The 12,084-nt window shown below is 68.0% G+C and carries 15 protein-coding genes; 3 read left to right on the plus strand and 12 right to left on the minus strand.

Annotation, left to right across the window (positions count from 1 at the left end; translation table 11 throughout):
- Window positions 1-3: 3 nt before the first annotated feature.
- On the minus strand, window positions 4-801 hold the full coding sequence (locus ACTIEW_RS01595; protein WP_439476152.1) for a hypothetical protein: 798 nt from the start codon (window positions 799-801) through the stop codon (window positions 4-6).
- Between the two features lie 389 nt (window positions 802-1,190).
- On the opposite strand from ACTIEW_RS01595, the gene ACTIEW_RS01600 reads away from it, so the two are divergent.
- On the plus strand, window positions 1,191-2,222 hold the full coding sequence (locus ACTIEW_RS01600; RefSeq protein ID WP_439476153.1) for an aspartyl/asparaginyl beta-hydroxylase domain-containing protein: 1,032 nt from the start codon (window positions 1,191-1,193) through the stop codon (window positions 2,220-2,222).
- Here the strand turns inward: ACTIEW_RS01600 and ACTIEW_RS01605 are convergent.
- The 7 genes from ACTIEW_RS01605 to purC form a co-directional block, all read right to left on the minus strand.
- Window positions 2,219-2,764, minus strand: coding sequence for a sugar O-acetyltransferase (locus ACTIEW_RS01605; RefSeq protein ID WP_439476154.1), 546 nt, complete (start codon window positions 2,762-2,764; stop codon window positions 2,219-2,221). The genes ACTIEW_RS01600 and ACTIEW_RS01605 overlap by 4 nt on opposite strands.
- A 76-nt stretch (window positions 2,765-2,840) precedes the next feature.
- Window positions 2,841-3,503: a phosphoribosylformylglycinamidine synthase subunit PurQ gene (gene purQ, locus ACTIEW_RS01610; protein WP_439476155.1), complete on the minus strand. Its 663-nt coding sequence runs from the start codon at window positions 3,501-3,503 to the stop codon at window positions 2,841-2,843.
- A gap of 33 nt (window positions 3,504-3,536) precedes the next feature.
- On the minus strand, window positions 3,537-4,250 hold the full coding sequence (locus ACTIEW_RS01615) for an HD domain-containing protein (protein WP_439476156.1): 714 nt from the start codon (window positions 4,248-4,250) through the stop codon (window positions 3,537-3,539).
- Window positions 4,251-4,275: 25 nt separating this feature from the next.
- Window positions 4,276-4,749 carry a YbhB/YbcL family Raf kinase inhibitor-like protein gene (locus ACTIEW_RS01620; RefSeq protein ID WP_439476157.1) on the minus strand — a complete coding sequence of 158 codons (474 nt, stop codon included), beginning with the start codon at window positions 4,747-4,749 and terminating at the stop codon, window positions 4,276-4,278.
- A gap of 56 nt (window positions 4,750-4,805) precedes the next feature.
- Window positions 4,806-4,937, minus strand: a complete 132-nt coding sequence (locus ACTIEW_RS01625) for a hypothetical protein (protein ID WP_439476158.1) — start codon at window positions 4,935-4,937, stop codon at window positions 4,806-4,808.
- A complete protein-coding gene (gene purS / locus ACTIEW_RS01630; protein WP_439476159.1) occupies window positions 4,934-5,173 on the minus strand; it encodes a phosphoribosylformylglycinamidine synthase subunit PurS in 240 nt (79 codons plus the stop codon). Before purS ends, ACTIEW_RS01625 begins: the two co-directional genes overlap by 4 nt.
- Window positions 5,173-5,931 (minus strand): phosphoribosylaminoimidazolesuccinocarboxamide synthase, encoded by a 759-nt coding sequence (gene purC, locus ACTIEW_RS01635; RefSeq protein ID WP_439476306.1) that lies wholly within the window; start codon window positions 5,929-5,931, stop codon window positions 5,173-5,175. Before purC ends, purS begins: the two co-directional genes overlap by 1 nt.
- Before the next feature lie 274 nt (window positions 5,932-6,205).
- Between purC and ACTIEW_RS01640 the strand changes: the two genes are divergently transcribed.
- Window positions 6,206-6,529: a DUF1476 domain-containing protein gene (locus tag ACTIEW_RS01640; protein ID WP_439476160.1), complete on the plus strand. Its 324-nt coding sequence runs from the start codon at window positions 6,206-6,208 to the stop codon at window positions 6,527-6,529.
- A 176-nt stretch (window positions 6,530-6,705) separates the two neighbouring features.
- Here ACTIEW_RS01640 and ACTIEW_RS01645 read toward each other — a convergent pair whose 3' ends face one another.
- Together ACTIEW_RS01645 and purB are read right to left on the minus strand one after the other, a co-directional pair.
- Window positions 6,706-7,203 carry a DNA-deoxyinosine glycosylase gene (locus ACTIEW_RS01645; protein WP_439476161.1) on the minus strand — a complete coding sequence of 166 codons (498 nt, stop codon included), beginning with the start codon at window positions 7,201-7,203 and terminating at the stop codon, window positions 6,706-6,708.
- On the minus strand, window positions 7,200-8,501 hold the full coding sequence (purB, locus tag ACTIEW_RS01650) for an adenylosuccinate lyase (protein WP_439476162.1): 1,302 nt from the start codon (window positions 8,499-8,501) through the stop codon (window positions 7,200-7,202). The genes ACTIEW_RS01645 and purB overlap by 4 nt, the downstream gene beginning before the upstream one ends.
- 125 nt (window positions 8,502-8,626) lie before the next feature.
- On the opposite strand from purB, the gene ACTIEW_RS01655 reads away from it, so the two are divergent.
- Window positions 8,627-9,277, plus strand: a complete 651-nt coding sequence (locus ACTIEW_RS01655; RefSeq protein ID WP_439476163.1) for a glutathione S-transferase — start codon at window positions 8,627-8,629, stop codon at window positions 9,275-9,277.
- Between the two features lie 187 nt (window positions 9,278-9,464).
- On the opposite strand, the gene ACTIEW_RS01660 is transcribed toward ACTIEW_RS01655, so the two are convergent.
- Together ACTIEW_RS01660 and ACTIEW_RS01665 are read right to left on the minus strand one after the other, a co-directional pair.
- The gene (locus ACTIEW_RS01660) at window positions 9,465-11,135 is read right to left on the minus strand and encodes a lytic transglycosylase domain-containing protein (protein ID WP_439476164.1); all 1,671 of its coding nucleotides are present in this window, start codon (window positions 11,133-11,135) and stop codon (window positions 9,465-9,467) included.
- 158 nt (window positions 11,136-11,293) lie between these two features.
- Complete coding sequence (locus ACTIEW_RS01665) at window positions 11,294-12,082, minus strand: uracil-DNA glycosylase (RefSeq protein WP_439476165.1); 789 nt, start codon at window positions 12,080-12,082, stop codon at window positions 11,294-11,296.
- Window positions 12,083-12,084: the final 2 nt, after the last annotated feature.

Consider the following 12,084-nt stretch of genomic DNA (forward strand, 5'->3'; position numbering starts at 1 on the left):
CCGTCAGCCTGTCGGCCGCTCGACGCCGGGCCGCAGCCGGAAAGTCAGAACAATGGCTCCTACCAGCACGGCTACGACGGCGGCGAGGGCGACGTAGGCCAGCATGGGATTGCGCGCCTGCTCGGCCACGAAGGCGCCCAACAGGCCCCAGGCTATGGGCAGGCCATAGGCCAGGGTGCGCAGGCGCTGGGTCACGCCGAGGGCGACGGTGGTTACGGCGACGATGGCCAGGATCGCCCAGACGGTCGGCGACAGCACGCCGGGCAGGGCGTCATTGCCTGTCGCCACCGTGATCAGGTTCAGCGGCGCGGCAATGGTCAGCCAGCCGGCGAGCATGCTCAGCGGCCAGACGGTCATCCAGCGGTCGCGGTCGGCGCGGGGCAGGGCTCGGATGGCGTCGGCGTTGGCCAGCAGAGCAACCAGCAGCGCCGCCAGCGCCCCGAAAATCAGGACGATGGTCGCCATCTCCCAGTCGAAGGCCGCCGCCACAACCCACCAGCCGATGCCGAGCAAGGCGGCGACCGATGGCCAGCCCAGTCGATGGATCAGCATGCTTTCGCCCGTCTGCGGCAGCGCCTGTCGCACCGCATAGACGAGCAGCCAGAGGTAAATCACGCCCCAGATTGCGAAAGTGTAGCCCGCCACCCGCAAGGTAGCGTCGCTGTCCGCGGAGAATTCGGCGGGCGACTGGCCCCAGCCGAGCAGCACCTGGGTCTGGCCGACTGCCACGGCGAAGATGGCCGCCGCGAGGACGATCAGGCGGCGGGTCATCTGGGCGGAGGTGGGACGGACGATGGACATGGCGGCTCCCTGCGACGATCGCCTGACTACGCTTGCGCGCGACGAAGGTTCAATCCTGCGGAACCGGTTGGCGCTGGAGGCGGTTGATTCTCCGCAACAGGGAGCTCGCCATGACAGACCCCAATCGCCCGCCCCGGACCGGCTCGCCCGACGGCGGAGTCTCCGGACTTGAAAATCCCGACTCCGCCGCCCCACGCGATCCAACAGCCGGGCGCGACGCGGAGGCGTCCGGGGTCGAGAGTCCCGGCGGAGGTGGCGGCGCAGACCCTGACGGACTCGACCAGTCCGTCGGCCGTGGAGACGCCGGCCAAGGCGATGCACGGACCCGGGACGGAGTAATCTGACGCTTTCGCCTTGACGGACCCGGCTTACCCCTCTCCGATTGTCGAATGCCGACGACGGAACAGGGCCACCGCATAGACCTCGAAGCCGCAGATCGGGGGCTGGCGAACAATCCGCACGACCTGAGGGCGCTGATCGCCAAGGGCGATGCTCTCGCGGGGCTGGGCGACAGCCGGGCCGCCGCGAGCTTCTACAGCTCCGCCCTGCGCACGGCGGGCGACGGCAATGGCCTGGCGCCCGGAGTGATCGCTGACCTGCGCCGCGCCCAGGCCGCCGTTCAGGCCCAGGCCCAGCGGTTCGAGGCCCATCTGACGACCAGCCTCGCCGGCGCCGGTTTCGATGCGGCGACCTCCAGCGACCGGTTCGCCCTGTCTCTGGACCTGATGGCGGGGCGCAAGCGGCTGTACCAGCAGGAGCCGTGCTTCTACCTGTTTCCCGGTCTGCCGCAGATCCAGTTCCAGCCGCGCGAAACCCTGCCCTGGCTGGCGGGAGTCGAGGCGGCAGCGGCTGAGATTCGCTCCGAGCTGGAGGCTCTGCTGGCCGAACCCGAGTTGTTCCGCCCTTATGTCGAACCGCGCGCCGACCGACCCAACCGGGACGCCGTAGGCATGATGTCCAACGCCGACTGGAGCGCCCTGTTTCTGTGGAAGGATGGCGAGGAACAGCCCGAGATCGCCCGGCGCTGCCCTCGTACGCTGGCGGCCTTGGCCGAGGTCCCCCTGTGCCGGGTGCCCGGACGGACGCCGTCGATCCTGTTCTCGAAGCTGAAGGCCGGCGCGCGCATCCCGCCTCATCACGGCCTGATCAACACCCGGCTGATCTGCCATCTGCCCCTGATCGCGCCGCCCGGCAGCCGCTTCCGCGTCGGCAATGACACGCGCGACTGGCGCGAGGGTCAGGCCTGGGCCTTTGACGACACCATCGAGCATGAGGCCGCGAACGACAGCGGTCTGGACCGCACCATTCTGATCTTCGACGTCTGGAAGCCGGAACTGAGCGACGAGGAGCGGGCGCTGGTCTCGGCCTTGTTCCAGGCCGTGGACGGCTATGGCGCCGGCGGTCAGGCCTGGGGGGTCTAGGACTTTACCCGTGCCGGGTTTCCGACGGCGGTCGCCCCTTCGGGTACGTCCCCTGTCACTACCGATCCAGCGCCGATCACCGCGTCGTCGCCGATAGTGACCCCCGGCAGGATGATGGCTCCGCCGCCGATCCAGGCGTTCTTTCCGATGGTGACCGGCCGGCCGAACTCGATGCCTTCGGCCCGCTGGACCGGATCGCGCGGGTGGTCGGCGGTCAGGATCTGCACCCCCGGACCGATCTGCGTCTGGTCGCCGATCTCGACCTCGCAGATGTCCAGCACGACGCAGTTGAAATTCATGAAGACGCCGCGGCCCAGCCGGATGTTGTAGCCATAGTCGCAGTGGAACGGCGGGCGGATGATCGCGCCTTCGCCGACCTCGCCCATCCTCTGGCGAAGGAGATCGCGGCGCTCTGCGGGACTGGCGGCCATGGCGGCGTTGTAGCGCGCCATCCATTGTTTGGCGGCGGTCTGGTCGGCCTGAAGCTCGGGATCGCCGGGATTATACGGCAGGCCCGAGATCATTTTCTGGCGTTCGCTCATGAACATCGGTCGGCCCCCGGACTACGTCCCCGGAGATCGACTGACCCGAGGCGTCAGGTCAAGTCCGCAGACGGCCTCAGGCGGCGGCGAAGACGCTGCGGAACAGGGTCGCACCGTCGGCGGAGCCCAGTTCTTCCTCGAAAGCCCGGTCCGGGTGGGGCATCAGGCCCAGCACATTGCCGCGCGCGTTCTGCAGGCCGGCGATATCGGCGACCGAGCCGTTGGGGTTGTCGACATACCGGAACACCACCTGCCCCTCGCCCTCGATCCGGGCCAGGGTCTCGGCGTCAGCGAAATAGTTTCCGTCGCCATTGCCCTGGGTCATCACCACCTCGCGCTGGCCCTGATAGCCGGCGGTGAAACGGGTCTGGCCGTTGGCGACAGTCAGGGCGATCGGCTTGCAGACGTATTTCAGCCCCACGTTCCGCAGCAGGGCGCCCGGCAGCATTCCGGCCTCGCACAGGATCTGGAAGCCGTTGCAGATGCCGACCACGGCCACGCCGTCGTCGGCGGCCTTCTTCACCGCGTGCATGACGGGCGACTGCGCCGCCATGGCTCCGCAGCGCAGATAGTCCCCGTAGGAGAAGCCGCCCGGCAGGACGATCAGATCGAGGCCCGACGGCAGTTCCGTCTCCTGGTGCCAGACCATTTCGACCTGCTCGCCGGTCGAGCGTTCGATGGCGACCTTGCAATCGCGATCGCAATTGGAACCCGGGAAGACGATGACGGCTGCGCTCATGGCGCGGGCGTTTAGCAGGGTTTGTCGGTCATGTCAGGGTCTGGCGCCCTCGGGCGTCTCACGCCGCACCTCGGCGAGGAAATCGGTCATTACCGCGATGCGCTGCGTGGCCATGTCCCGGGCCGCGGCGGTCTTGAGGCGGGGCGGGATGTCGACGGCGAATCGCTTGATCCGCCCCAGCGCCTGATCGTAGTCCGGCCGGTCGGCGGTCGCCGCCAGCAGGCGCGCGGCGCCGAGGGCGCCAAGGAAATCCAGCGCGTCGGCGTCGTGCAGGACGACCGCTTCGGACCCCTCCGGCTCCTTGTCGTACATGTGTCCCAGAATCGCGGCGCGGACGGCCGGGAATTTCTCCATCGGGAAGCCGGCGTCGGTCAGGAAGGGTTCGGCCAGCTCGACCGAACGCACGGCATGGTCGACCCCGCGACTGGCGAACGGTTCGATACCGCCCCAGTCATGCAGGAAGGCCGCGGCGAACAGGACGTCTGCATCGACGTTCAGCCCCTCGGCCTCCGCGAGGGTCATCCCCAGCACATAGTTGCGCTCGGAGTGACGCACGCCCCAGCTCGGGTGCCGGAGGTGGGTGTTCGCCTGTTCGTACACCGTGCGCCGCCAAGGGCTGTCCAGCGGAATGCCGGCGGGCGTCGCCGCTGGGGCCGCGGTCGTCGCTGGCGCTTCCTGGGCCGCGGCCGAAGCTGTTCCGGCGAGAAGAAACGCGCCTGCCGCGACTGCCTGAATGATGTGTCTCATGTCGCCCCTCCGGTTCCGGCCGTGCTCAGCCGCGGTTCTCGTACACGCCCGCGATGGAGGCCTTCGCCAGGGTGTGGAAATGCAGGTTGAAGCCGAACACGGCTCCCGAGTTGTTCGGCGTCACGTCGAGCCGCTCCGTGTCCACGGCGAAGACGGTGAAGGTGTAGCGGTGTGGTCCATGTCCGGGCGGCGGTGCGGCGCCGCCGAAGCCCGGCTCGCCGAAATCGGTCCGGCCCTCGACAGCCCCCTTGGGCAGGCCGGCGGGCGAGGCCCCCTCGGCCAATTCGGCCACATCGGCGGGGATGTTGGCTACGGTCCAGTGCCAGAAGCCCGAGCCGGTCGGTGCGTCGGGGTCGAAACAGGTGACGGCGAAGCTCTTCGTCTCCTCGGGCGCGCCAGACCAGCTGAGCTGCGGCGAGCGGTTGCCTTTGGCGTGAACCTGGGCGTCGGGCAGGGAGCCGCCGTCGGTGAAACCCGTGGAGGTGACGGTGAAGGCCATGGAGCGCTCCTCGCTGCGGCTGGACTGACCCTAACGCACGATCGCGGTGCGCGTCGCTAGTGGGCCGATACCTTCGCCGCGGGGGTGAAGGCCGAGTCGTCGGTCAGGCCGCCCGCCAGAGCCGCAGCGAAGATCAGCACGCCGACCAGAACGAAGGCCGCGACCGAGAACTGGATCAGCCGCTTCACGCGACCTCGATGCGGTAGCTTTCGATCACGGTGTTAGCCAGCAGGGTCTCGCACATGCGTTTGACCTCGGCCGCCTTGTCTTCGACTCCGTCGCCGAGGTCGAACTCAATCATCTTGCCGACGCGGGCGTTGGACACATCGGCCCAGCCGAGGCCGTGCAGCGCGCCCTCGACAGCCTTGCCCTGAACGTCGAGCACGCCGGGCTTGAGGAAGACGTGAACCTTGACCTTGGCCATCAGTGCAGTCCCCCCTGAATCACGGTCGGCATATCCTTCATGATGCCGAGGCGGCGGGCCACCTCGGTGTAGCTTTCAATGACATTGCCCAGATCGCGGCGGAAGCGGTCCTTGTCCAGCTTCTCGCCCGTATTGGTGTCCCACAGGCGGCAGGAATCCGGACTGATCTCGTCGGCCAGCAACACGCGCGAGAAGTCGTTCTCCCACACCCGGCCGAACTCGATCTTGAAGTCGACCAGGGTGATGCCGACGGCGCCGAACATGCCCGACAGATAGTCGTTGACCCGGACCGTCATCGCCAGGATGTCGTCCAGCTCCTGGGTCGTGGCCCAGTTGAAGGCGGTGATGTGCTCTTCGGTGACCATCGGGTCGTTGAGCTCATCCTTCTTCAGATAGAATTCGATGATCGAGCGGGGCAGGGGCGTGCCCTCGTCGATGCCCAGCCGCTGGCTCATCGAACCGGCGACGATGTTGCGGCACACGACCTCCAGGGGGATGATCTCGACTTCGCGGATCAGCTGCTCGCGCAGGTTCAGCCGCTTGATGAAGTGGTTGGTCACGCCGATGCCGTTCAGGCGCGACATGATGAATTCGCTGATGCGGTTGTTGATGACGCCCTTGCCTTCCAGTTGGGCCTTCTTTTCGCCGTTGAAGGCGGTGGCGTCGTCCTTGAAATACTGGATCAGAGTGCCGGGTTCCGGTCCTTCGTAAAGGATCTTGGCCTTGCCCTCGTAAATCTTCTTGCGCTTGACGTTCATCATGGTTGGTCCGGGCGGGGCACGACGGAAACGGCTATCGCGCGACCAGATGGAGATCTGGGCGGCTCAATCCGGAATCGGGCGGGCGGGAAAAAGTCGCGGGAACCCTTAGCGGATGCGGCGCCGCGACACAAACTGACGGCGTTGCGGCAAGGTCGGTCGCCGTGGTGTGGCAACCCGGTGAGTTCCGGTTGCGTTCGGCCATGGGGCGGCTATAGACCACCTCGACCGCGGTCGTGCTTTCAGGCCGCCCAAACGGAGCCTTGCAACACCCATGACCACCTTCGACGATCGGGAAAAGGGCTTCGAGTCCAAATACGCCCTCGATCAGGAACAGGAGTTCAAGGCGGTCGCCCGGCGCAACAAGCTGCTGGGCCTCTGGGCTGCCGGGAAGATGGGGCTGAACGCCGATCGCGCCGAGGAATACGGCCGCGCCATCGTCAAGGCCGACTTCGAACAGCCCGGCGAGGAAGACGTCTATCGCAAGATCGCCCAGGACCTGGAAGGGGCCGGCCTGACTGTCTCCGAGGGCGAAATCCGCCGCAAGATGGACGAGCTGTCGTCGGTGGCGCGCGAGCAGATCCGCAACGGCGAATAGTCCGCGAACCCACGCTGAATTCAGAAAGGGCCGCCCTCTCGGGCGGCCCTTTCGTTTGCCGGGTCGGGGCCGCCCGGCGGCTCTCGGCGCGGGAGGGCGCGCTTCGAGACATGAGATGGCGCAAACAAATACTCGCCGGGGCGCCGGGCGGATGCATCGCGTCCCGCTCCAGCCCGTCAGCGGTCCTGGAGCAGTGGCTCCAGAGCAGCCCAGGCCGCCGCCTTTTCCGCCAGCGGCCGGGTATAGGCGGGGCTGGATGAGGGCAGGTCGATCAGGCGGAGCCCCGGTCGCGGCGTCAGGCTGCGCCGACCAAGCCGCGCCGCCGTCCCGCCGTTGAAGGCTACGGCCCGCAATAGCGGCAGGCTGTCGACAAGCCGGTTCAGATCGGCGGCCTCGGCGTTGCGAATGGCGGTGTCCAGACTGCCGGGTCGTTCGGCGCTGGCGATCACATCCCACAGACCCACGCCCGTCGCCTTCAGCGCTTCCAGCCGTTCGGGGTAGGGCAGGGCGACGAGATCGCCCCCGATCGCCCCGCCGACCAGCCGCCAGAAGCCGTTCTGCGGGTGGCCGTAGTACTGCCCCGCCTTCAACGAGGCGTCGCCGGGCAGGCTGCCGAGGATCAGCAGGCGCGTGCGCGCGTCGACGACGGGGTCGAAGGCGCGTTTGAGGCTCACGCTGTCCCGAACACCCGCGCGAACACCGTGCCCACGTGCTTGGTGTGATAGCCGAGGTCGAAGAGCGCCTCGAGCTGCTCCGCCGGCAGGGTCACGCGCGCGTCCGCCTTCAGGAAGTCGAGGAAACGGCCCTCGCCGCGCCAGACCTTCATGGCGTTCTCCTGCACCGCGGCATAGGCATCCTCGCGTGAGACGCCCGCCTGGGTCAGGGCGAGCATGACGCGCTGCGAATGCACGAGCCCGCCCAGCAGGTTCAGGTTCTTCTCCATATTGGCCGGATAGACGTTCAGTCGTTCGACCACGCCGGCCAGACGATGCAGGGCGAAATCGAGGTGGATGGTGGCGTCCGGACCGATGCCGCGCTCGACCGAGGAATGGCTGATGTCGCGCTCGTGCCACAGGGCGACGTTCTCCATCGCCGGTACCACCGCCGAGCGAACCAGACGGGCCAGTCCGGTCAGGTTCTCGGTCAGGATCGGGTTGCGCTTGTGCGGCATGGCCGACGAGCCCTTCTGGCCCTTGTCGAAGAACTCCTCGACTTCCAGCACCTCGGTACGCTGCAGGTGGCGAATCTCGATCGCCAGTCGCTCGACCGACGAGGCCACCACGCCCAGGGTGGCGAAGAAAGCCGCGTGGCGGTCGCGCGGGATCACCTGGGTCGAGACGGGCTCGATCGCCAGCCCCATCCTGTCGGCGACATAGGCCTCGACCGCCGGATCGACGTTGGCGAAAGTGCCGACCGCACCTGAGATGGCGCAGGTGGCGATCTCTTCCTTCGCGGTCAGCAAGCGGCGTTTCGCGCGCTGGAATTCGGCGTGATAACCGGCCAGCTTGAGGCCGAAGGTCACCGGCTCGGCGTGGATGCCGTGGCTGCGGCCGACGCAGGGCGTGAGCTTGTGCTCGCGGGCGCGCTTTTCAAGCGCCGCCAGAACGCGATCGACGCCCTCGATCAACAGGTCGGCCGACCGCGCCAGCTGGACCGCGAAACAGGTGTCCAGCACGTCCGAGGACGTCATGCCCTGGTGCAGGAAGCGGGCTTCCTCGCCGACGATCTCGGACACATGGGTCAGGAAGGCGATGACGTCGTGTTTGGTGGTGCGCTCGATCTCGTCGATGCGGTCGGCGTCGAACACCACATCCTTGCCCTTGGCCCAGATGGCGTCGGCGGCTTCGGCCGGGATCACGCCCAGTTCGGCCATCTTCGTGGCGGCATGGGCCTCGATCTCGAACCAGATCCGGTATTTGGTCTCCTGGGACCAGATGGCGACGGCGGCGGGGCGGGAATAGCGGCTGATCATGGGGGCGGGGTGTCAGGCGAGGGCGCCTTCGAGTCAAGCGCCGCTTGTGCCGGACAGCCCCGAACTGATTGGCGGGACGCCCTCAACCGCCCTATGCGTGAACCTCACCTTAGTGGAGCGCGACCATGGAATTGATCATTGGGCCCCGGCTGTATTCGACCTGGTCGTTGCGCCCGTGGCTGGTGCTGAAGCGGTGCAAGGCTGACTTCACCGTGCGCGAGATCGACATCTATTCGCCCAAGGGTCAGGCCGAACTGGAACAGGTTTCGCCGTCCCGGCTGGTGCCTCTGCTCAGGGTAGAGGGCGTGACGGTCTGGGATTCCATGGCCATCTCGGTCTGGTGCGCCGAACGCTATCCGGAGACGAGGTTGTGGCCGGCCGATCCCCATGCCCGCTGGCTGGCCCGCTCTGCGGCTTGCGAGATGCATGGCGGCTTCATGGGGCTGCGCACCGAATGCGGCATGGGTCCCGATCACACCATGGTCGGACCGGATCGTTCACCGTCGCCCACGGGAAAGGCGGTGGACCGCGACATCCGCCGTATCGTCAGCCTGTGGCGGGAGATGCGCGGCCGGTTCGGCGCCGGCGGGCCGTATCTGTTCGGCGAATGGTCCGTGCCCGACGCCTTCTTCACCCCGGTGGCGACACGGTTCCGGCATTTCCAGATCGACCTGGCCGCCTATGGCGACGACGGGACGGCGGCGGCCTATCGCGACGTGCTCCTGGCCCAGCCGGACTTCCTCGAATGGTCGGCGCAGGCGCTGTCGGACCGTTAACCGACCGGCGGAACGCGGTCTTAAGACAACGGCGGTATGTCTGAGCCTTCAGGAGCGCAGAAGCGTTCAGGGGTCCGCCGATGTCCATGCCCGCCGAACAGCCCGGAGCACGCCGTCCCAGCCTGATGGTCTATGGTCTGATGATCGTGATCGCCTGCTGCCTGCCGGCCCTGCTGCTGGTCAATATCTAGTTGGCGCTGGCCGTCGGGGCCGAGGCCACCTCGACCGGCTGCGCAGGCGCGGGCGGCGGGGCGACATAGTCCAGCGACAGCGGAATCCACGTCGCGCCCGAGGCCACGGCGTCCAGGGTGTGCAGCGGACGCCCGTTCATACGCTGGTAGATCCAGTAGGCCGCAACGACCTTTTCCACATATTCGCGGGCCTGGGGCACGTCGATCGTCTCGATCAGCAGCAGCGGATCGGCGTCCTGGCCCAGCTTGCGGACGGCCGTGACCATGGGGCCGGGCCCGGCGTTGTAGGACGCCGCTGCGCGCAGCAGGTCACCATTGATCGCCGGCAGGGCCAGCACCCGGTTCACATAGGCCTGACCCAGGCGGGCGTTGACGTCGGGCTGGAACAGCCGCTCGGGATCGTTGATGAAGGCCCGGTCGCCGGTCAGCTCGGCGGCGGTCGCGGGCATGACCTGCATCAGGCCATAGGCGCCGGCGCCTGAACGGGCGCGGGCGTTGAAGCCGGTTTCCTTGCGGGCGATGGCGTAGACCAGCGACCGCTCCACGGTGAAACCGCCGTCCGGCTCGATCACTGGTTGAGCGTAGTGGGTGGCGTCGATGCGGCGCACATCGTCGCCCGAGCCGGTGACCCTGGGACCCAGCGCGCGGCCGAGGGCGGCCCACAGTTGGCGGCCCCGGTCGGTGACGGCGGCGCGCAGGCCGGTCCGCAGCTCGTCGCGGGCATCGGCGCGGCGACCGATCTCGAAGAAGGCCACGGTGCGACGCGCGCGGGGCTCGGAGCGGATGAATTCGTCCAGCTCGTCGGCGTCGACGCCGATGGGCTCCTCGGCCTGGTAGGAGGCGCGTCGCAGGTTCCCGGCGGCATAGGGCGTCGGCCCCAGGTTCTCGACCGCCGGTTCTTCGCCCAGCTGGCGCAGGGCGATCTGGCCGTAGAAGGTCGCGGGCCAGGTTCCGGCGCGGTGCAGCAGCGGTTGAACGCGGTCCTGCTGGCCTGACCGTCCCGCCGAACGCGCGGCCCAGAAGGCGGCGCCGGAACGGCCCCAGCCGTCCTCGGTCGGATCATCCAGAACGCGTTCGAAAGCGATCTTGGCGGCGGCGAATTCGCCCAGCCGGTACTGGGCCAGGCCGACCGTCCACCAGTCACCGATCTGCTCGCCGATCGTGACAGCGCCGGTCAGGTCGTCGCGGTTCAGAGCGACCCGGGCAGCCTTCATCGGATCGGCCTCGGTGTTTCCGCCGGCGGCTTCGATGCGATTCCAGAAGCGTCCGCCACCCATCCGCGAGGGCTGCCGCGGCTCGGCCGCGCCGTCGGGGCGGCGGCGCATGGCCAGATTCCAGGCGCGTTCGGCGGCGGGGAGGTCCGAATACTCCTCCAGCCAGGCCGCCAGCTCTTCAAACGTGGCGGTATAATCGGCGTGGAACAGACGCTCGAATTCGACCTGCCCCAGCAAAACGCGATCATTGGCCCGCCGCGCCGAGGCGCGGGCGGCTTCCAGGTCGCCACGGCGCAGGGCGTCGAAGGCGGTGGTGTAGTTGAGGCGGTCCGCGGCGCTCAGGGTCGAAGGCGGGCGACGGTCACCCCCCTCGGCGTGCACGGCGCCGGCCAGGGCGCACAACGCCAAAGCCAACGTCGGCGCGAAAATCGCGCGGCGGAAAACAGATCGCACTTTAGGCGGCCCCCCTGAGAGCGGCGAGCGACCCGTCTCAACTCGGGTCAATTCGCGCTGTTCGTTCGGTCGTCAGGCCAGAAAGGCGCCACTGCCTCGGCCCAAGTCAAGATTTCACCCCTTTTTGGGGCAGTTTTGAGTCTGAAGGGTGAACGAGCTTAACCGTCCGCCTCGATCCGCGCCGCCAGCGACAGCAGATCCGCCCAGACCTCGCGCTTGGCGATGGGCTGCCGCAGCAGGAAGGCCGGGTGCAGTGTCGGCAAGGCGGGAGCGGACACCGCACCCTCCGCCAGCCGCCATTCCCGCCACTGTCCGCGCATCCGCATGATGCCCTCGTCGGTCGCCAGAACCGACTTGGCCGACGCCGCGCCGAGCAGCAGCACCGCCTTCGGCTTCAACAGGGCGAAGGCCCGTTCGACGAAGGGGGCACAGACAGCCTGTTCCGCCGCCGTCGGCGTGCGGTTGCCGGGTGGCCGCCAGAAGACGGTGTTGGTGATGAACACCCGCCCCTCAAGTCCCGCCTCGGCCAGCATCCGATCCAGCAGTTTCCCGGCCTTGCCGATGAAGGGCTGGCCGCGTTCATCTTCTTCGGCGCCGGGGCCTTCGCCGATGACCAGCACCTCAGCCTCGGGATTGCCGCGGCAAAAGACCGCCTGTTTCGCGCCCATGCCGCGCAAGGGGCAGCCCTCGAAACCCGCAATGGCGAGGCCGAGGGCATCCAGCGTGTCAGCGCCCGCCGCCAGACGCCGCGCTTCGGACAGGGCGTCGCCGGTCGCGATGATCGGCGTCACCGAGGCCGTGGCCTTGGCCACCGCCTTGACGGCCGGCGGCGGCGCGACATGCGTGCGGTCGATGGGCGCGTCCTCGAAACAGGCGTCGACCCCCGCATCGCGCCAGAAGGCGAGCAGGCTTTCGGCTTTGGCGGTGTCGAGTGAATGAGGGCTCATGG

Source organism: Brevundimonas sp. (genome assembly GCF_051860745.1).
GTDB lineage: Bacteria > Pseudomonadota > Alphaproteobacteria > Caulobacterales > Caulobacteraceae > Brevundimonas.

Bases quoted from the DNA above. Each gene is read 5' to 3' on its own strand.
- purS (WP_439476159.1), bottom strand. From the start codon at position 5,173: ATGGCCAAGGTCAAGGTTCACGTCTTCCTCAAGCCCGGCGTGCTCGAC.
- purC (WP_439476306.1), bottom strand. From the start codon at position 5,931: ATGAACGTCAAGCGCAAGAAGATTTACGAGGGCAAGGCCAAGATCCTT.
- ACTIEW_RS01665 (WP_439476165.1), bottom strand. From the start codon at position 12,082: ATGAGCCCTCATTCACTCGACACCGCCAAAGCCGAAAGCCTGCTCGCC.
- ACTIEW_RS01655 (WP_439476163.1), top strand. From the start codon at position 8,627: ATGGAATTGATCATTGGGCCCCGGCTGTATTCGACCTGGTCGTTGCGC.
- ACTIEW_RS01600 (WP_439476153.1), top strand. From the start codon at position 1,191: ATGCCGACGACGGAACAGGGCCACCGCATAGACCTCGAAGCCGCAGAT.
- purB (WP_439476162.1), bottom strand. From the start codon at position 8,501: ATGATCAGCCGCTATTCCCGCCCCGCCGCCGTCGCCATCTGGTCCCAG.
- ACTIEW_RS01595 (WP_439476152.1), bottom strand. From the start codon at position 801: ATGTCCATCGTCCGTCCCACCTCCGCCCAGATGACCCGCCGCCTGATC.
- ACTIEW_RS01640 (WP_439476160.1), top strand. From the start codon at position 6,206: ATGACCACCTTCGACGATCGGGAAAAGGGCTTCGAGTCCAAATACGCC.
- purQ (WP_439476155.1), bottom strand. From the start codon at position 3,503: ATGAGCGCAGCCGTCATCGTCTTCCCGGGTTCCAATTGCGATCGCGAT.
- ACTIEW_RS01605 (WP_439476154.1), bottom strand. From the start codon at position 2,764: ATGAGCGAACGCCAGAAAATGATCTCGGGCCTGCCGTATAATCCCGGC.
- ACTIEW_RS01615 (WP_439476156.1), bottom strand. From the start codon at position 4,250: ATGAGACACATCATTCAGGCAGTCGCGGCAGGCGCGTTTCTTCTCGCC.
- ACTIEW_RS01620 (WP_439476157.1), bottom strand. From the start codon at position 4,749: ATGGCCTTCACCGTCACCTCCACGGGTTTCACCGACGGCGGCTCCCTG.